This window comes from Streptomyces sp. PA03-3a (genome assembly GCF_033792735.1).
Taxonomy (GTDB): Bacteria; Actinomycetota; Actinomycetes; order Streptomycetales; family Streptomycetaceae; genus Actinacidiphila.
In genome coordinates this window covers 1-19077 of the sequence record NZ_JARAVM010000035.1, presented here as the reverse complement: position 1 = coordinate 19077, position 19077 = coordinate 1, and the positions used below count along the sequence as shown (strand labels likewise).

At 67.8% G+C, this 19077-nt stretch carries 11 protein-coding genes and 3 pseudogenes; 9 read left to right on the top strand and 5 right to left on the bottom strand.

From position 1 onward, the window contains the following. Positions 1-146 precede the first annotated feature (146 nt). On the bottom strand, positions 147-884 hold the full coding sequence (locus PV342_RS32550; RefSeq protein WP_500319801.1) for a hypothetical protein: 738 nt from the start codon (positions 882-884) through the stop codon (positions 147-149). Positions 885-1347: 463 nt separating this feature from the next. Between PV342_RS32550 and PV342_RS32545 the strand changes: the two genes are divergently transcribed. Further along, entirely contained in the window at positions 1348-1857 is a 510-nt protein-coding gene (locus tag PV342_RS32545) for a hypothetical protein (RefSeq protein WP_500319800.1), read from the top strand. Positions 1858-1953: 96 nt separating this feature from the next. On the opposite strand, the gene PV342_RS32540 is transcribed toward PV342_RS32545, so the two are convergent. The 3 genes from PV342_RS32540 to PV342_RS32530 all read right to left on the bottom strand — a co-directional run bounded on the left by PV342_RS32540 (position 1954) and on the right by PV342_RS32530 (position 8440). Continuing rightward, complete coding sequence (locus PV342_RS32540) at positions 1954-6198, bottom strand: tetratricopeptide repeat protein (protein ID WP_500319798.1); 4245 nt, start codon at positions 6196-6198, stop codon at positions 1954-1956. A gap of 831 nt (positions 6199-7029) precedes the next feature. Then, on the bottom strand, positions 7030-7248 hold the full coding sequence (locus PV342_RS32535) for a hypothetical protein (RefSeq protein ID WP_500319796.1): 219 nt from the start codon (positions 7246-7248) through the stop codon (positions 7030-7032). A gap of 7 nt (positions 7249-7255) precedes the next feature. Beyond that, a complete protein-coding gene (locus PV342_RS32530; protein ID WP_500319794.1) occupies positions 7256-8440 on the bottom strand; it encodes an IS5 family transposase in 1185 nt (394 codons plus the stop codon). An 877-nt stretch (positions 8441-9317) separates the two neighbouring features. Here PV342_RS32530 and PV342_RS32525 point away from each other — a divergent pair. From PV342_RS32525 to PV342_RS32495, 7 genes and pseudogenes are all read left to right on the top strand, one after another. Continuing rightward, positions 9318-10835 carry a site-specific integrase gene (locus PV342_RS32525; RefSeq protein ID WP_500319792.1) on the top strand — a complete coding sequence of 506 codons (1518 nt, stop codon included), beginning with the start codon at positions 9318-9320 and terminating at the stop codon, positions 10833-10835. A 412-nt stretch (positions 10836-11247) separates the two neighbouring features. Then, positions 11248-12039: pseudogene (locus PV342_RS32520) on the top strand (sigma-70 family RNA polymerase sigma factor); the annotation flags it as partial. A 1261-nt stretch (positions 12040-13300) separates the two neighbouring features. After that, positions 13301-13984 carry a hypothetical protein gene (locus PV342_RS32515; protein ID WP_500319790.1) on the top strand — a complete coding sequence of 228 codons (684 nt, stop codon included), beginning with the start codon at positions 13301-13303 and terminating at the stop codon, positions 13982-13984. A 291-nt stretch (positions 13985-14275) separates the two neighbouring features. Then, positions 14276-14416, top strand: a pseudogene (locus PV342_RS32510) (IS1380 family transposase); the annotation flags it as partial. A gap of 225 nt (positions 14417-14641) precedes the next feature. After that, positions 14642-15118 carry a hypothetical protein gene (locus PV342_RS32505; RefSeq protein WP_500319788.1) on the top strand — a complete coding sequence of 159 codons (477 nt, stop codon included), beginning with the start codon at positions 14642-14644 and terminating at the stop codon, positions 15116-15118. 443 nt (positions 15119-15561) lie between these two features. Continuing rightward, positions 15562-16936: pseudogene (locus tag PV342_RS32500) on the top strand (IS1380 family transposase). 308 nt (positions 16937-17244) lie between these two features. Then, positions 17245-17778, top strand: coding sequence for a hypothetical protein (locus PV342_RS32495; RefSeq protein ID WP_500319787.1), 534 nt, complete (start codon positions 17245-17247; stop codon positions 17776-17778). A gap of 215 nt (positions 17779-17993) precedes the next feature. On the opposite strand, the gene PV342_RS32490 is transcribed toward PV342_RS32495, so the two are convergent. After that, positions 17994-18554, bottom strand: a complete 561-nt coding sequence (locus PV342_RS32490; RefSeq protein WP_500319786.1) for a hypothetical protein — start codon at positions 18552-18554, stop codon at positions 17994-17996. Between the two features lie 61 nt (positions 18555-18615). Between PV342_RS32490 and PV342_RS32485 the strand changes: the two genes are divergently transcribed. Continuing rightward, positions 18616-18930, top strand: coding sequence for a hypothetical protein (locus tag PV342_RS32485; protein WP_500319784.1), 315 nt, complete (start codon positions 18616-18618; stop codon positions 18928-18930). Positions 18931-19077 lie beyond the last annotated feature (147 nt).

The window sequence follows — 19077 nt, the reverse complement described above, 5'->3', positions numbered from 1 at the left end:
TGCCGGGGTCGGCTTCCCCCCTCAACTCCATAGCGGGCGTGCACAGCCCTCCAGCACACGGTGCAGCCCGCAATCCGGACCCGTGAGCAGCGCCCGTACAGCAGCGCTGGTCCAAAGCCCGATGCGGTCCTGGTGGCAGAGTGCAATTACTGGCCGGCGAGTTCGGCCAGCATGGGCTCAAGCCGTGCTGACAGCGCCCGGTCGGTGCGTTCCAGTTCGCGTGCCAGTGCGGTCAGCACGGCGGCCAAGGCCCGGCGCAGTTCCGTGTCGTCCAGCGAGCGGATCAGCGTCTGGTGGAGCTCGGCGGTGAGGTTCTGCGGGAGCAGGTGGGCGCCCTTGGCATGGGCGGTGGGGTGGCCGAGGCGGAGGCAGGCGAGTGCGATCACCTGATCGCGGACGGCACTGATCCAGTACTCGGCCTGCCAGTAGCGGCTGCGTTCGATGGAGGTCCGAGCGTGGAGCGCATGGTGCCAGGCCAATCCGACGAGATGGTCGTGGCCGGGAGGATCGCCTTGCCTGAGGGGGACGGTTGGGCCGAAGACGGTGCGCCAGGCCGGCCCGAGTGGTCCGAACTCTCCGGCCGGGGTGAACGCGATGTCGATCTCGAGCCAGCCGGGCAGGAGGAACACCCGGTAGATCGTGGAGCCCGAGGGCAGGTCCCAGTGGTGCCGGGCGGAGAAGTCTTCGTAGAGCGTTGCCGTCCACCGCTCCAGCACGGGGCCGGGTTCGCCGTCAACAGCGAACGCAAGGTCGAGGTCCGACCAGCGATCGGCAGCGCCAACGGCTTCAGACCCCGTCATCGCGGCACCCACCACCGCAGGGTCCACGCCCGCGAGAAGCAGCAACCGCTCGCGGACACGCTCTCGTTCCCCAGCGTCAAACACGCCCCCGACTCTACCCACCCCACTCCTCCTCGCCGGGGCGATGTCGCATGTGGGAGGCTGCCGCGCCGCAGCGTGCAGCAAGGTGCATGCCCGCCCGCCACGGCCCTCCTGAAAGTCACGATGGCGTTCTCCCCCGGTGCCCGCCGAGGTGATCCTGGGACCTGGGCGGAGCGGGCGTGGACGAGCCGTGCTCTGCATGACGGGCTCGCCCAACAACGGCAGACGCTGTGGGACAGCGTCCGCATGGCGTGGGACTGTCGTCTTCCCCAAGGATCGCCAACGCGCTGCTGGACCCGCTGTGCGATCAGCGGGCGAGTCAGGCCGCGGACCCGCAGGACCGTTCGGAGGTGCAGCACGCGCTCCTCGCCGCTGTCGCCGCGGAAACTTCTCAACGATTCCGAACGTGTACATGGTTAGTCGTGAAAGGTTTTCTTGCGGCGTGCGGCCGCGAATGGGGGCGAGCATGCTGTTTGAAGAGATGACGGCGCTGGCGACAGAATGCGGACGGGCAGTGGTCCAGGCCGTGGGAACCACGCTCTGGCCCGTAACGCAGCGTCGTACCGCGGAGTTGGTCGGCCGCGGTGACGCCGTGCGCGTGAGGGCGGAACTCGTACGCCTCGATTGCACCGCGCAAGCCCTGACACCCCCGCGGTCAGGCGATGCCGACATGGAGCGGGCGCGACAGGAAGGGCTATGGGCCGGACGGTTCGAGGCCCTACTGGACCGCCTTGAGGGAACCGAACAGTCCGGTACGGCAGCAGAGTTGCGCGCGCTCCTTGAGTCTCTCACCACCTCGGTCGGTGACACAGCCATCGAGACCGGTAACGCGAAGGCCCGCGACGGCAGCAGCGCGGTAACCGGAATCCGGAACGCCAGCGGTTGCCGTCCCGGCCCGTCGAAGGTCGCGTACACCGGAGACGCGGAGGCCGCCGGACCCGGCTCCACCGCCATCACCGGAATCGTCAACGAATAGGCCCGTCCTGCACAGCCAGGTGCCTCGTGCAGAGCAGAGCACGCGCTGGAGACGCCAACCACAACACACAACGATGTCAACGTGACCGGCGTCGCCTCATCCCGGACTCGCCGACACCGCCCGCCCGCTGCAGCAGTGCTTGAACTTCCGCCCTTGCCGCATCATGCAGGGGCACGGTGCATTTCTGCGCGGCCGCACCACTGTGAGCGGCACGACTGCCCCAACGGCCTGCCCGAGGAGAATGGCACGCTCCAGGTATGTGGGATTGTCCGCCACCATGCCCGGAAGGTTCCGACCAGCAATGACGATCAGCGAGCCATGATGGGCCCGCTCGTACCAGCGCGGTAGGAAGCTCAGCGGCATCTCCAGCAGCAGGTTTCCGTATGGACTACTGATTGTGAGTTTGTTGTCGACCAGGCAGGCCTGAAGGTCCCGGCCGGAGACGGGTGGGAGGTCGCGAAGGTCGAGGGGCTTGCCGCCGTTGTCGTCGTAGAGGGTGCCCAGGTTGGTGAAGCCCGATTCCATGAAGAGCCGGAGGCTGACGTCCTCAATGCGGCGGCCGCCGTCGATTGTTCCCCAACCGCCGTGGCAGTCGAGGACGATGCCAGCGCGATCGCCGCCGAAAAGGATGCATTCGGCGTCGACGCGATCCGGGGAGCGGCCGGGGGCTGGTCCGGTCAGTTCGATCACATCTGAGAGATGGCAGTGAGAGTGCGCGAGGCGGAGCATCGGGTGGTGGACGTCCGGGTGGCGGAGGCTGAGGAGTTCGGCCTCGCCGGACTCATCGATGATCAGGTTGCACATCGTGCAGTACTGCCGGGAGGTGGCGAACCGAAGCTTGAGCGCCTCAAGGTCGAATGCGGCCAGAGCCCGCTGCACGGTTTCGGAGATCCGCACGCTGCGCAGCCCGGGCAGGGCAGGGGACGGCACCTCGGCGTCGTCGCGTACTTCCCGGAGGGCGCGAGCACGGAGTGATTCAAGGACGCGCAGGCCGACCGGGCCGCCGCCCACCAGTTCCACCAGGCTGGGCACGGTGCCGTCCGGGTCCGTCTCACGGTGGAGTGCACCCAAAAAGACCAGAGCCTCGCCCGCCTCAGGCCAGTTACCGAGTGCCTGATGGAGCACGAAGGCCTGCTGGGCGCGCAAACGCGCTGACTCCGGCGCGTGGAGAGCCTTCTCAGCACGAGCCAGGTTGAGGAGGCAAATGGCCCGCAGGGGGTCGTCGTCGAGACGTTCGCTGATCTGCAGAGCAGTGCGGAAGGACGCGGCCGCAGCCAGGTGGTCGCCGGCCTCGGCGTGGCAGGCCCCAAAATTGGTGTGCAGGGATGTCAGCACACTGTCCATGCCGAGCTTTTGGGCAAGCGGGATGTTCTTGGTCATCAGGGCGAGGGCATCGTCCCGGCTGCCTATATGCATCATACAAGTTGCGGTGTGCGCGCGAGCGGAGAGGAGGAGATGGAGATCTTTGCGCTCGGCGGCGACTCGCGCGGTCTGTTCGTACTGATCGGCTGCTTCTGCCCACCGCCCTGCCCGGGCGTGGATGCTACCCAGTGCCATCCGACAGTGCAGGACGCCTTCGATGTCTTCGTGCCGCTCGCAGTCGTCAAGTGCCCTGCTGATCGAGGACAGGGCCTCGGTGTGCTGGCCGCGTCGTGAGTGGAGGACAGCCAGTGCGCGGGTCGCCCGGGCTCGGGTGCTGGGGGAGGCGGCATCGCTGAAGTCGGAGACTACGGACCGCAACATGCGAGCACCGTCCTGCCACTGCCCCGCGGCAACCAGGGCTTCGCCCAGGGCCGCCCGCATCTGGGCAAGTGCTCGACTCTCGTCGGTGCCAGCGAGAGACTGCTCCGCTTGGTTCAGGAGGCGGACGGCGTCTCCGACCCTCCCTCGGTGCCACAGCAACTGGGCCTGCTTCTGTAGAACATCTGCCTGAAGAACTGGATTGCCAGACTCTTGGGCCATGTCCGACGCTACCTTGAACTGCGATTCCGCCGTGTCGTGGTGGCCGATGCCGCCGCTGTACGAGGCGAGATAAGTCAGGGAGCGCACCGCATGTTGATGATCGCCGATGCGGATGGCGAGCTCGGCGCACTGCCCGAGGTAGGTCGCGGCCCGGTCGAGGTCGGCGCGGTGCGCGGCTTCTTCACCCAGCCGGAACAACGCCCGGACCTGGCCCTGCATGTCACCGGTCTCCTGGTGGATGGATAGGGCGCCCTCGAGCGGCTCGGCCGGAGCAGACTCCGGCCGAGCATTTGCCGGGACCGCCGCGAGGTCCATCAGCGCCTGCGCCTCCCATTCCCGGCTGCCGATGGCCCGTGCCCGTTCAATGTCCCGAACGGACTCCTCCGCCGCCTCCGCCTCGCGGCCCGTGCTGCTCAGCAGTTTGGCGATCGACCGGGTGGCGAGTGTCTCCCCGAGGCCGCTGCTCCGGCTCAGGTCCCGGCTGTTGCGCAGGTAATTCTCGGCCCTACGTGTCTGTCCTACCGCCAGGTACGCCTGGCCCAGGTTTCCCAAGGCGAGCGCGAGAGCCTGACAATTCCCTACGGTCCGCCAGAAGTGCAATCCGAGGCGCAGGTACGGGACGGCGTCGCGGGGTCGCCCCAGGTTGATCAGCAGCGTCCCCAGGCCGAGCTGCGCCATGAATAGGTGCTCGGCATCGTTGGCCACACGCGCCGTTTCGGCGCAGCGGTGGAATAGATCCGCCGCATCCTGGCTCTCGCCGAGGTGCCCGGCAACTACGGCCCGGTTGTACAGTGCCGTGGCCGTCCAGTTGGCGTGCCCGGCCAGCTCCCCGCCCTCTTGTACGCACTGGTAGACGCGGTCTAGCTCCTTCCAGTGACTGGCAACCCGCAGGTGTTCGGTGAGCGCGAAGGCGAGAAGTATCAGGTGGTCCCAGACTTCGTATTGCCGGGCCGTCTCGACGAGCGCGACCGCGCCGGGACGGTCCGCATCCAGCGACCGCAGCGCTTCGACACTGCTCTCGGCGAGCACAGTGGCTTCCTCGTCCAGGAAACCGATCGCATCGGTAGACGACCGCACACGGAAGGCTGTGACGAGACAGGCATGACGGACCACATCCGCCCGTTGCGTCTGTGGCCATGGCGCGGACGTCAGCCGGGCAAAACGGTGCTGAATCTCGTGCATCACGAATCGGTCGTCGTCGAGCTGCTCGATGAGGCTGAGCTCGACCAGCGAATCGAGGAGCGCAGCCGCGTCCACAAGGTTGACTTCGTTGACCTCGTCCAGCGGAGGCGGTGCGATGCACGCTGCAACGACATCGACGGTGAACGACATGTGCGGCAGGACGCCAAGTGCGGTGAAGACCTGTGCCTGGTCGCGTTCGAGCGCGTCGAAGCTCTGCTGGAACACCGGCTGCAGCGCGGTCTGGCCGGCGACGAGAGCCTTGACGCTGCGGTCGGGGTTGGTGATCTCCGCCAGGTAGCGGTCGGCGTTCACGCGTGGCCGGCGGGCCAGGTGCGCCGCGGCGATGTGCAGGGCAAGCGGGTGACCGGCGCACGCCGCCGACAGCGCGGCCGTCTGCTCGTCAGTCAGCCGGCCGGAGCCGGCAACCGACCGTACAAGCTCCTCGCTGGACGCTGCCGACAGTGGGCCGAGGTCCATGAGGCAGACCAGGCCGCTGAGCCCGCTGAGCTTGACGCGGCTGGTCCCCACCAGGGCGAACGGACCGTCGACGGAGAGGATCTCAAGGAGCGCCTCCTCCGAGACGATGTCGTCGACGAGCAGCAGGACGCGCTTGTCGGCGAGCGTCGTCCGGAGCAGCGCCAGCCGCTGGTCACGGCGATCCGGCAGGGGAGGCTCAGGCGGGATGAGCGCATGGAGTATCGACGACACGAGGTCCGTGGGGATGGCCGACAATGCGAGATTGATGTGGAACTGGCCGTCCGGGTACCACTCCGCCGCAAGCCGGCACATGCGCAGGGCTACGTCGCTCTTACCTATGCCAGGAGCCCCGGTCACCACCACCGCCGCACGGCCACCATCGTCTGCGCGCCGCAGCACGTCAAGGCCGGCGGAGATCACCGCCTCGCGCCCGAACAGACGCGGGCGCCGCTCACCGGGCAGGACGGAGTTCTGAATCGAGCAGGATTGTGGGGAAGGCAGCGTCACACGAACGTCGCCCGCCACGTATCCGGTGATTGCCACCCCACCGTGCGAGGCGTGCGCCGCCCCCGTCGCCCTGACTGAGACGGAGCTGGGCGCGACGGCCGCCGCCGCGCCGACTCCGGTGATCGCGGTGCCGCCCTCCGTCGCGCGGGCGTCGCCGCTGTCCCGCACCTCGACGCCCACCCGTGCGTCTCCCGAACCGTTCTCGTCCTCCATCAACCTGCTCCCCGAGATCAGCTGTAGTCGATCCCGGTGCCAGCACTGCTGCCGGACCCGTCAGCCGTTGCGCCACCAGTCCGATCCACCATCGCCGAACCCGTTCCCGCCCCACCTCGCCTGCGGATGCCGGTGTGCGCCGACCCGCCACCGGACGCCGTCGCATGGCCGGTATCCGTGGCCGAATCCCCCTGCCGGGGCTGCAACCACGCCCACACCAGCCCTGCAACCCCGGTGCCTACCTGCAATGACGCTCCGACCAGTTCCCCGGTCCCCGGGCCATTCAGCAACCACACCATAGGCGTCGCCCCGATGCAGGCCACCCCGACCACGATCAGCACGATCTTCCACGGCCGTGACACGCCGTCCCGCCTTCCCCCTGGCCAGCCTTTCCGCAGGTATAGCAAAGACGTTCATGCCGTTGCCACTGGTTCCGACAATCCGGGTTGTCCGTGATTGTGCGTGGGCCTACCCCCTGATGGTGAACCCGCTTCGTTGATCACGCGGCAAGCGTGAGGTTAGCCGCATGGGTAAGCCGTGCCATCGCCTACGACGGCGATCTGCCTGCGCTCGCTGTGAAGGCCGGCAAGCAGTTCTTCTTCTACTCCCCGCCTATGGACGACAGGGCCTCTTTGTCAGCCCTCCGTCCGATCCTGCACTTCACAGATGACGCGGGTGTGTCGTTGAAGCTCGACCTGCTTCAGAGCCTCAGGGAGGGCATACCCGCCGCAGCGGAATGACGAAGGCCCCGCAGCGACGGGGAACGCTGCGGGGCCTCGACCTGGGGTTGACCACCCACCGCCGCCAGAAACCTCGGCTGTGGGCTCACAGTCAGCTCTGCGAGCGCAGCTGCCTGAGCCGGTCGTGCATCTGCTTACGCACACTGCTGCGCTGCTGCGCGTCGGCCAGGAGCTCTTGGCGCCGGCGTTCACCAACCTTCTCCCGCAGCCAGGCGACACACTCGGCAACTGCTTCGTCCGCCTTGACGCCTTGGTCTTCGCGTTCGATGCACCAGTCCTCGATGAGGTCGGCCTCTTCGTACACACCCAAATTCGCTTCATAGAATTTGTGTGTCTCGACGGTGACCCGGCTGAAGTGCTTGACCCGGCGCTGCAACAGCAGGTTGATGCCGTAGGGATGCAGGCAGGCTATGCGAGTACCAGCGGCGAGCTGTTCGGGCGAGACGTGGTAACAGGCGTCGAAGAAGGCCGCGCAAGGAGGAGGGATGGACTGCCGGCAGCTGGCGGTGGCGCTCGGTCTCCAGCCGGTGCCGGCGGAGGTCGAGGGGTGCGGTCGAAGGCCAAGCGTCTGGTGGCGCGGGGCTGGCTGGCCGAGGAGAGTCCGGGGATGTACAGCGTCCCCGCTTGGCCATGCTCATCGACCAGTAGATCATCGCCTCCGAACTGTCGGTGCGGGTCTCGTAGTCGCGGGCCAGGCGGCGGGTGCGCATCAGCCACGCGAACGTGCGCTCAACCAGCCACCTCTTGGGCAGCACCGTGAATCCGCTGGTGTCGTCGCTGCGCTTGACCACGGTCAGGGCGATCCGCAGGATGCTGCGGGCGAGGTCGACGAGCTGCCCGGTGTAGCCGCCGTCGTCCCACACCCGCGTGATCCGCCAGTGCCGCTGCCGCAGCCGGGCCAACAGTGTCTGTCCGGCCTCGCGATCGGTGACCGACGCCGCGGTGACCGTGACGGCCAGCAGCAGACCGAGGGTGTCCACCACGATGTGCCGCTTGCGGCCGTTGACTTTCTTTCCTGCGTCGAAGCCCCGCGTGGCGGCCGGCACCGACGCTGCCGCCTTCACCGACTGGGCGTCGATGACGCCCGCGGTCGGCTCCGGATCCCGTCCCTCGATACTGCGCAGGCGGTCGCGCAGCCGGTCGTGGAGTTCAATGATCAGGCCCTTGTCCCGCCAGCGTCGCCAGAACGCGTAGACCCGGTCCCAGGCCGGGAAGTCCGCGGGCATCGCCCGCCAGGTGATACCGCCCGCGACCAGATAGCGGACCGCGTCGACCATCTGCCGATGGCAGTAGCCCTCCGGCTGCCCGCCCCTGCCCTCCAGCCACCCCGGCACCGGCAGCAGCTCCCGCACCACCGCCCACTCGGCGTCCGTCATATCCGACGGATAGCGTCGAACGCGTTGCGGACGATCGGCCGCGCTGCCGTACACGTGCGCGAGACAATCACACGGCAGAGTGGCTGAGTTGGACCCGGCCGACGCGAGGGCGTAGAACTGCGACAACAGGGCCTCCTGGGCGCTCGTTGGTCTCGACAACCCCGAGCTGCACAGGAGGCCCTGCTGTCATGCGTACTCGGCCGAAAGATCACCCACCCAGGAAGCCACACTCGAACCCACGCTCACCATGACCGGTAGAGCAACGGCTACTATCAACACCCTTTGGCGACCTAATAACGGCGGCCCGCGTCCGTTTTGATCACCAGCCCAGCCCCTCCCCCGATCTCCTCCACGTACGTGGCGTTGGCAGATTGACCTGTACCGACATCCTCGACTGGGCCCTCTTCCGGGTCGGGGGAGAAGCCCGGCGGCAGGTCACGGACGTGGACGCCCGGCCCTTTCCCCGCCCGGGTCCGCACCCCGTCGGCCACCGGGATGACGGCGACGGCGAGCAGCTGGCGGACGCGCTTGGTGTCCGGCTGATCGAGCTCCTTTGCGGGGGCGGTGAGGAGGACGCCGCGGTTTCCACCGACGGCGGCGCGTACTGCCTCACGTACGTCGTCCCGCGTGGGCTCGTCCGACTCGTCCTGGGCGGGCTCCTACCTTCGGCTTCCGCCCGCGCGTCGAGCACGACCCTCGGACAGAGCAGAAATGGGTCGTTGGGCTGGTCGTGGACGTCCGCACAATGGCGGTCCAAGACGCTTCGCGGCCATGCCGGCCACGCGGGGCAGGGCGGTGTCTGTCAGAGCACTCGCCCCGAGGCTGCACGCGCCAGCCATTTTGAGGCATTCGAGCATCCTCGACGGTGCGTTTGCCGGTTTTGCCGGTACTGGAGTCAGCACGGGCTTAACTGGTGCGGGAAGCGGTCAGTGACCGGACGTACACAAGCCGCGGTCAGCTCTATCAGGTGAGCCGTGCAGAAGCGGAAGGAACCAACCCGGGTATGCGTGAGCCGGCGTGGACGGTGCACTTCACGTCGCGAGACGTGGTGCAGCCGGAGCCAGTCGCGCCGGCGCTGCGGGGGCTTACGGGCGACCTGGAGGTGTGGCTGGAGGAGACGGGTCTGCCTGATGGGCTGCCCTTCCTGCTGTCGCCGCGGTGGGAGTACGACGTGGCGCTCAACTCGTATTTCCACCGGGTGCAGTTGATGGGTGCCCCGTGGAACAGCAATGCCAACCGGGCGCGGGCGCTGGCCGGGTTCTTGACGTTCGTGTACCGGGCGCGGGGTGGGCGGGGGTGGCGGGAGGTCACGGAGGCTGATCATCTGGCGTATCACCAGTGGCGTCGGCGGGATGCGGCCGGCCCGCGAGTGTCGGGTGGAACGTGGAGTCAGGACGTCTCCCACGTCAATCAGTTCTTCGTGTGGGCTGCCGGGCAGGGGCAGATCGGCGAGGTACCCATCCCGCACCGGCCGTCCAGGCCGGCTCCCTGGGGCGTGCCGTCCGGGGCCCGGGTGCGGGAGTCTGTGCCTGCGACGTACGCGCATGACGGGGGCGGGGAGCGGGTCGAGTGGCTGCCGCCGGCGTCGTACCGGCTGTGGCGGGACGTGGGGCTGCGTGGGTACGGGCCCGGCGGGTTGCCGTCGGGGCGGTTCAGGGGGCGCTGGGCGGCACGGAACGCGGCTTTCGCCGACTTGATGGTGCGCACCGGGATGCGGCTGTCGGAGCAGGCCCATCTGACGACGCTGGAGGTGCCGGGCGGGCCCGGGGCGGGTGGGTACCAGCGGTTCTGGCTGCCTGGGGCGATAGCGAAGTACTTCTCCGCCCGGTGGATCTATGTCCCGGACAGTGTGGTGCGCGAGCTGGCGGCCTATGTCGAGCTGGACCGGGCGCAGGTGGTGGCGGAGGCGCGTGCGGCCGGTGCTTACCGGCGATGGCGCCGCCCCGTGGTCGTCGACGATCCGGCGCGGCCGCATCTGGCGCGGGTGGCCGGGAGCGCCACCGGCCGCGTGGTGAATGTGCGGGAGCTTGTGCCCGAAGAGCGGCGCCGCCTGCTGGTGGAGGGTGGCCAGGGTCTGGAGCCGGCGCTGTTCTGGCTGGGTGAGGGGGGTCAGCCGCTGGCGGTGTCGACGTGGAAGAGCGTCTTCGCCGGGGCCAACAGGCGCTGCCGGGCGCAGGGGGTCGCGCTGTCGTGCCACGCCCATCTGCTGCGGCACAGCTTTGCCGTGGTGACCCTGGAACAGTTGCAGCGGGGCCACATCGCGGCTCTCGGCCAGCTCAATGCCGCGCAGCGCGGTCAGTACACGCGCATCTTCGGTGACCCCCTGAACTGGGTCCGCCGCAGGCTGGGCCACCGCTCCGTGGTGACGACGACTGTCTATCTGCACGCGCTGCAGGAACTGGAGATGGAGACCCGGATGGCGCTGGTGCCCGACACTTGGGAAGATCCCCGCGATACGCCGCTGCCTGGGATCGGGGACGACACCCGCGCTCCGGCCGGTACGTCCGGGGTTTCGGGGTGAGCCGGCGGGGCCGGGGCAGCACCGGCCCGGGGCGCCCGGCCGCGATGCCCACCGGGACCTACACGCCAGATGTCCCCGTGCAGCAGGAGATGAACGGCACGCTGGTGGTGTCTTTCCACGGGGACGACGGGCGCCGCGCGGTCTTCGATGTCTCCCGGCTGCCGCTGCCGGGCTGGCACCGGGCTCTGGCCGCCGCTTTCGCCGCACGGACCGGCCCAGCTGGTGGTCTGCGCACCCGCGCCGCGGCGAGCACGGGCTGGGGGTCCCTGGTCCGCCTGATGCGGTTTCTCGCCTGCCTGCCGCAGCCGCCGGCCGTGCCGAACCAGCTCACGCCCGAGCACCTCGCGGCCTTCCACGCCCACCGGGTCGCGACCGCGCCGGCCACCGGCCACCAGGACCTGGCAAGAGCCCGGCGGCCGACGCGGAGGACGTGCTACAGGAGACCTGGCTGCGGTGGGCCGACGTCGGCCGGTCACAGGTCCACGACCCGCGGGCCTACCTCGTCCGGGCCGTCACCCGGCAGGCACTCAACCGCATACGTACACTCTCACGCCGCCGCGAGGACTATGTCGGCGAGTGGCTGCCAGAACCCTTGCTGACCCACCCCGACGTCGCCGAGGACGTCGAACTCGCGGAAACCGTCTCCATCGCGATGCTGACCGTCCTGGAGACGCTCGGACCGGTGGAACGCGCGGTGTTCGTCCTCCGCGAAGTCTTCGACATGCCGCACGACGAGGTCGCCGAGGCCGTGGGCAAAACCCCCGCTGCCGTTCGGCAGATCGCCCGGCGGGCCCGGAACCACGTCGCCGCTCGGAAGCCACGCGTCAGCGTGAGCCGGTCGGAGCACAAGGCCGTGGTGGCCCGGTTCGTCGCCGCGCTGCACACCGGGCGCATCCAGGACCTTCTGGAGATCATGGCGCCGGACGTGGTCCTCATCGCCGACGGCGGCGGGCTCACGGCCGCCGCACTAACCCCCATCCATGGGGCCGAGCTCGTGGCGACGATGCTCGCCGGCACGGACCGGGCCGGATCCGAGACCACAACGGTGTGGCTCAACGGCACCCCTGCGATCCAGATCGAATCCGACAGCGGACGTGCCGCGGTCAGCCTCGTGATCGAGAACGGGCGCATCACCCGGATCTACGCGACATCCAACCCCCAGAAGCTGACACGGCTCGACAAACCAACTGATCTCAGCAGGTAGAACGTGACGCGGATGTTCCGGGCATGACGTGCCCAGAACGCCGCCCACATCGCCGGGGCAAGCCCTGCGGTGACGTCAAAACTCGTGAATACCACACGACCGTGGATCCGGGTGCATCCCAAACCCGTGTACAGCGGACGTCGCAACTCGTGAATCACTGATAGGTGCGGATCCGGGCATCTGACAGAGTGGGCGTCATAGCTGGGGTGCCGGGCGTAAGCGGCCCAGACCTCGAAGACCGCGGACGGCATCTCGCCCACGGCCCTCGAAACCAGGTCACCATTGTCGTCGGTGCTGCGGAACGGTCCATGGACGACGTTCCAAGTGCCGTCCCGCAGCCGGAACTCCATGGCCGCCCACAGGGCCGCGAAATGCTCGTGCTCCTCCTCGCCCCACGGTTCGTGCGCGACCAGCCAGCACGCAGTTCCCGCCCGACCTTGTGCAGTGGTTCGCAGGAGTCGGCTCCGCTGTTCACCACGCTGAGAACTGCTGGCTGAACATCCATTTCGACTCCTGACGCCGAAGGTCCCGAAGGTCTCCAGGGCGCGTTCCCGCAAGGGGATCGCGAACAGGGCTGGTCCGCGCTGGCGTGCGACCTATTCAACCTTTGCGGCTGCGAGGTCAGCGACGCGCTCTTTCCAGGTTCGAGCGCCCTTACGCTTCTTCTTCATGTGGTGATCTTCCCCGTATCAGCTGTCAGCGGGAAGATGCAGCCAGGCGTCCAGCCATGACTGAGCGCCCGCCCACCAGCTTGCATGGGACGGGCGCTTCTGTGCTGTCAGGCCTGGTCTGGCAGGTCGGCTAGGAACGCCGGCCACGTAGGCCAGCCGTTTAACTGCGTAGACAGGCTGCCCAAGAAGAAGGCCGCGACGCCCCACCAGAACTTCCACCCCTCCATGCCCGGGGATCTATTGGAGCCGACCAGGACTCCCGTGACCTCTTGCAGCCACCGCGAGCGGGACTCATCCCCAGTGCGACATCCGCGGCCCGGATTCATCACAAGTTCGTCACTAGTCGCACAGGTTGCTCACACAATTGCGGCCTCGGGCGTTACGGTCATCGCTCTATGCACCACCATGAGGGGGACAACTTGACCTGGGACAAGCAGCCAACCCAGCCCAATCCACAGCCCGGTTGGGGTACTCCGCCGAACCCGCAACCTGGGTGGGGTGCGCCGCCGAACCCGCAGCCCGGGTGGGGTGGGCAACCTGCGCCACGGCCGCCCAAGAAGAGCCAGAAGTGGGCCATCATCGGCGGCATCGTGGGAGCCGTCCTCGTCATCGGCGCCATCGGTAGCGCCATCGACAGCGGCAACGGCACCGCCAGCACCCCCAAGGGATCGGCCAATGCAGCGCCGTCGGCACCTACTAGCGCGCCACGCGCGGCTGTTGAAACGAGCGCTTCCGCCACACCGATGCAGACGCCTACGCCTACGCCTACGCCCAGCGTCAAGGCTGAACCGAAGCGGGCAACCATGCCCAACTTCGTCGGCATGGGACTGCAGTCCGCGCAGGACGCCGCACAGGAGAAGGGGTTTTACAGCCTCATCTCTCACGACGCCCTCGGTCGCGACCGGAACCAGGTGTTCGACCGGAACTGGCAGGTCTGCTCGCAGAACTACAAGGCTGGCAAGACGATCCCCATGGACACCACATTGGACTTTGGTGCTGTAAAGCTGGAGGAAGTGTGCCCTGCCACCGAGAAGAAGGCTCCCGCCGCCGCCGGAACCAAGATGCCCAACTTCGTCGGTGATTCAGTGAACACCGCCCGGGCAGCCCTGGACTCGTCTACATCGATCACGGTGGCCGACGCGAGCAGCGACGACCGCATGGTCTTGTTGGAGTCGAACTGGCAGGTCTGTACGCAGAGCCCAGCGGCTGGTGTCGCCCTCCACGGTCAGCCTGTCGCCTTCACTGCTGTGAAGTTCGGAGAGAGCTGCCCGTGAGCCTTTGCCCTACGGCGTAGTGGGACCGACGAGCGCCTCGTAAGACAGCGGGCGCCCCGCCCTCTCGGAGGAGAACGGGCGCCTTTGCTGTGTCAGGCCTGCTCCGGCAGGTCGGCGAGGAACGCCGCCCACTCCCCCGGGGGAACGCCAGGACTGGGCCGTGAAGGTCCCTGGAGTCGCGGACCAGGACCGGCCGGCCCAGCTTGTCGTAGGTCGAGGCGGAGACCCGCTGGTAGACGGGAGCCTTGGTCACCGGGTCGTAGCTGGCCACTCGGTAGGACGATGCCGGTCCGACTCCGACTGTTCTCCACCGCCGCACAACTCGTCACCACCGGACGCCGCCGCTTCCTCCGCCTCGCCCAGCACTGGCCCTGGACAAACCTGATCAACCAAGCCCTACAACGGCTCGCAGCCCTACCGAACCCAGGCTGACCCAACTTCCCATCCCTACGAGCAGCACCACCCACCGGAGCCGTGGAACCCGGCGCCCACCCGGCGCGACAGCCGGGCCCTCGCCGTGCCCGAACCCAGCCACCGCGCGAATCAGCCGCCGGCTCGCACCGACGGCTGATCACGAAAGATCGAGGTTAGTAGGCCGTCTCTTTCGGATCATCGACCGGCATACTGGGTGCCATCCAACGGCTGGGAGCAGGCAGCGTGAAATTCGACATATTTCGCATCAGTGCAAGCATTGCGACTGTCACCTTGACGGTACTCGCCTCGACCGCTTGTTGGACAGGCAAACCCGTCGCCACTCCAGAGAGCGTCACTCATTCCGAATTGGTCGGCCGGTGGGACGGGGGGCAGGAATGTAAATCGCCGCTTCCGGTCATTCGGCTGCGTGACGACTACACCTTTTCCGTCAAGGACTTTCCGGTCGAGTGGTCCGGCCCCGGATCGGACTCGAAGGTGACGCGCCGTTCGACCGACGGGAAATGGCATGCGGTCAACAAGGACCCCGGCCTGACACCCTATCTGGTGCTTGGTTTCGAGAAGGGTAAGGACCCCAGCTTTCTGTCGTTCTATGTGGAGAACGGGGAGCTGTGGATGAGCGGGAGTGTCCCGGAGTACGGGGAGCCCGACAGTGCCTACTCGTGCTACTACAGGCGCACTTCTGCCGACCCTGAGGCCTAGTTAGGAGCGAGCTGGGGACATCACGGCCTGACCTGTCGGTTCCCCACCATGGATGGAGTCGGCGGCGCTTCCCCTTGCGTGCCGTGATTCCCCCTGACTCCCCGCCTGTTCTGGCACGAGAGTGGCACGGTCCGCGGTGGTGACCCCCTCGATGCGAACTAAGGGCACGACGGTCGCTGAGGTCTGCCGGGCACGCCAGCCGGTCGTTGAGGGCTGGTGACGGTCGGTCGCGGGGGCGGTGGTTGCTGTACATCACTGCTGTACAGCAACGAAATGTGCGATCGGCGTCCTCGTCCTGGTGCGGCACTCTGGCCTGATCTAGCCTCGGGCTTTCGCAAGGCGGGGCGTCCGGTGGGTGATCAGAAACGAGAAGAGTGCTCCTGACCTGCAACGATGGGACTTGTCTAGGGTCCAGGTCGTCGCATGAAAGAAGCACTCTCCAGGTGAAGAAGCGTATCGGCTCCTACCCGCGTGTCCGTACCGAAGGCGGTGGTCGCCGGGTGGTCTCCCAGGCCGGCGGTGTGCTGCTGGTAGAGACGATCCGCAAGACGGTCTGGATCAGGCAATATCGGCGGCGCTGGCGCCGTGGCACAAGCCTCGGGCGGTGCACGACCCGGGCAAGATCCCGCTGGATGTGGCGCTGGCGGTCGCGCTGGGTGGGGACTGCCTGGTTGACGTCGGCATGCTGCGGGCCGAACCTGCAGTGTTCGGGCCGGTGGCCTCCGATCCGACGGTGTCACGGCTGATCGACACGCTGGCGTCGAGCGGGAAGCAGGCGCTGACCGCACTGCGGCAGGCCCGCGCTCACGTCCGCGAACATGTATGGACGTTGGCCGGTGACGCGGCGCCGGACGCGGCCGGGCAGGTGGTCGTGGACCTGGACGGAGTGCTGGTTGTCGCGCATTCGGAGAAGCAGGACGCGGCCGCGACCTGGAAGAAGACCTTCGGGCACCATCCGCTGATGGGGTTCGTCGACCACGGTCGGGGCGGGTCCGGGGAGCCGGTGGCCGGGCTGCTGCGGCCCGGGAATGCCGGCAGCAACACCGCCGCCGACCACATCGAAGCCGCCCGGCTCGCCCTGAAACAGCTGCCGAAGAAGTACCGGCGCGGACGGCAGACGCTGATCCGCACCGACTCCGGCGGCGGCACCCACGAGTTCGTCGACTGGCTGTCCACCCGCGGCCGGTGGCTGTCCTACTCGGTCGGCATGACCATCACCGATGCCATCCACCAGGCCGTTTTGAAGGTCCCGGCATCGGCCTGGACGCCGGCCGTCGAGCCGGACGGCGAGATCCGCGACGGCGCCTGGATCGCCGAACTCGACGGCGACTGCCTCAAGGGCTGGCCGAAAGGGATGCGGCTGATCGTGCGGAAGGAACGGCCGCACCCCGGCGCCCAGTTGCGCCTGACCGACGCCGACGGCATGCGCCTGACGCGTTCGCCACCAACACCAAGAACGTCCCGATCGCGGCACTCGAACTGCGACACCGCCAGCGCGCGAGGGCCGAGGACCGCATCCGCGCCGCCCGCGCCACCGGCCTACGCAACCTGCCCCTGCACGGCGGCGCGCAGAACCAGATCTGGCTGGAGATCGTCCAGATCGCCCTGGACCTGTTGGCCTGGATGCCGATGCTGGCGCTGACCGGCGCCGCACGTCGATGGGAACTCCGCCGCCTGCGGCTGCGGCTGTTCTCCGCGGCCGCTCAGCTCGTCACCACCGGACGCCGCCGCATCCTCCGCTTCGCCAAGCACTGGCCCTGGACCAGCATGATCACCGAAGCCCTGCAACGGCTCGAGGCCCTGCCAAACCCTGGCTGACCAGTAACTTCGCGTCCCTACAAGCAGCACCACCCGACCGGAGCCGTGGAACCCGGCGCCCACCCGACGCGACAGCCGGGCCACCAGCCTGCCCACCTGCAGGAATCTCGGCCCCCGAACGAGCCGAAAGGGTCCGTCAGCAAGCTGACGGACCCTCATGCAAGATCGAGGCTAGGGCCCGCGATGCTCGGGTCCTTCTTGTGGGTGGACGATCCGGAGTTGCTGCAGCGCATCGCCGAGTTCCCTTCCGCTTGCATGGTGGTGAGCAAGCAACCACGGGGTAAACGCTACGCAAGGTCGCTGAGGCGGTGAGAGACGCGGCCGGTTTCCCGGTTCGTGCTTTCTCTGAGCTGGAGGAGCTGCGCTTCCACCAGGGTGGCAAGGCTTCGCTGCTGGATCCCGGTTCACCGCAGGAGTACATCCGGTTGCCTGCGCTGCGCACCCTGGGTTACCGCAGGGCCGGGAACCATCTTGTCCCGATCCTCCACACCAAGATGATGTTGCTGGGTGAGCTGTGGTGGCACGACGAGGACGGCCTGGGGGGCGTGGCGGATGTCACCGGCTTCACGCCACATCGGCTCTGGCTGGGCAGTGCCAACGGCACGGAGAGCTCCCGCCGCAGCCTGGAATTCGGGTTGTGGCTGGAGGATCCCGGCCTACTGAAGGCCGCGCGACGGTTCCTGGTCGAGGTCCTGGCCCACTCCCAGGAGCTCGACCCGGACAGTGACAGCCTCGAGCCCGACCTGGTGGTGCCGGACTACGACGATGAGGCAATGTGGGAGGCAATGGCCGCACTCGCCGACCATGACGCCGATGAACACGACAGCGGGGACGGCGCGTGAGCAGCGCAGGCGAAGTCGTGGCTGCAGGCTCTCCCCGGTTTACCCTGCAACCTTGGGCTGGCGGGCCTTCCAGGACCTGTGCGCGGCTGTCCTGCGGGAGGTGTGGGGGCAGTCGGTGCAGGCATTCGCCGACTCTAACGACGGGGGCCGGGACGTAGCGGGCAGTGTCGGCCCGGACCCGAGGTCCGGGCCGACAAGGCCCTTGGGCTTCGGCGTCAGCGGGGGGTGACGCTAAAGCTCTGGGCAAGACCCTGCGGCAGGAGGCGCTGGGCGGTGTACTGCTCGGCCACCGCCTTCGGGTCGCTCCAGCTACCCGCGTCAGCGAGGGCCATGGTCGCCTTGCGCACCGCGTCCGCCAGTTGTCCCATGGTGCCGGTGGTGATGATGCGCGTGCCGGGAGGGGCCACGGCGTTGTACTCCAGGGTGTTCACCCGGTGCAGCATCACCGGGGTGGCGCTGCACGAATGGTCGTAGGTCTGCTGGAACCCGTTCATGGAGTGGGCGAGCTGGGCGACGTCGCTGCGCCAGATCTTGTCTGAGGTGGCGCCCGACTTGGCCTCCAGGACGAGGTACTTCAGGTCGCCGATGGCCCACAGAACATCCGGGCCGTTGCCGGTGGAGAGCTCGGGTCGCTGGGCTTCGAACCCGAGATGGAACCCCAGGCGTTCCCATGCCCGCTCGAAGGCCGGGACCCGGTCCGGGTGGTAGTCGAGGTCGGCGAGCAGGACGTCGACGCCGACCAGCAGTTCGTTGCGGTCAGCGTAGGTACTGGCCAAATAGCCGGCGGCTAGTGCTGTGACCGCAAAGGTTCGCCGGGTTGCCTGGCAGGATCTCCCCATGCTTGATGAGAAGCTCGACGCGCTTGCGCAGATGATGGCAGAGCACATGGCCAGGCCGTTCCCGCCCGGCTTCCGCGGCCTGGACATCGAGGGCCGGGACATGGTGATGCTCGACTCGGACGCCTATGCCTACGCCGCCTGTGTCCACGAAGACCTGCTCAGCGAGCAGGCCCACGCACGTTTGACGCGGCTGACGTCGGCGTTCGAGAAGGTCCTTCCGGCGATCGACGACGAGTACGCGGCCAAGTACTACACGCATCTGCACAACATGGTCGTGCTGTCTGCCGACATCGACAGCCAGCGCAAGAAGTAGTCCCCGCCAGGAGTGCAGCAAACCAGGTGCACCTTTGCGGTCAGAGCACTAGTAGACTGTCGCAGCTAATGTGTGGGGTATAGGTGGCGGAGTTTGGTGCGTGCGTCGTGGGTGGTGAACTGCCAGTTCACCTGACGTTGGTCGGTG

Bases quoted from the DNA above. Each gene is read 5' to 3' on its own strand.
- PV342_RS32540 (WP_500319798.1), bottom strand. From the start codon at position 6,198: ATGGAGGACGAGAACGGTTCGGGAGACGCACGGGTGGGCGTCGAGGTG.
- PV342_RS32545 (WP_500319800.1), top strand. From the start codon at position 1,348: ATGCTGTTTGAAGAGATGACGGCGCTGGCGACAGAATGCGGACGGGCA.
- PV342_RS32525 (WP_500319792.1), top strand. From the start codon at position 9,318: ATGCGTGAGCCGGCGTGGACGGTGCACTTCACGTCGCGAGACGTGGTG.
- PV342_RS32485 (WP_500319784.1), top strand. From the start codon at position 18,616: ATGCTTGATGAGAAGCTCGACGCGCTTGCGCAGATGATGGCAGAGCAC.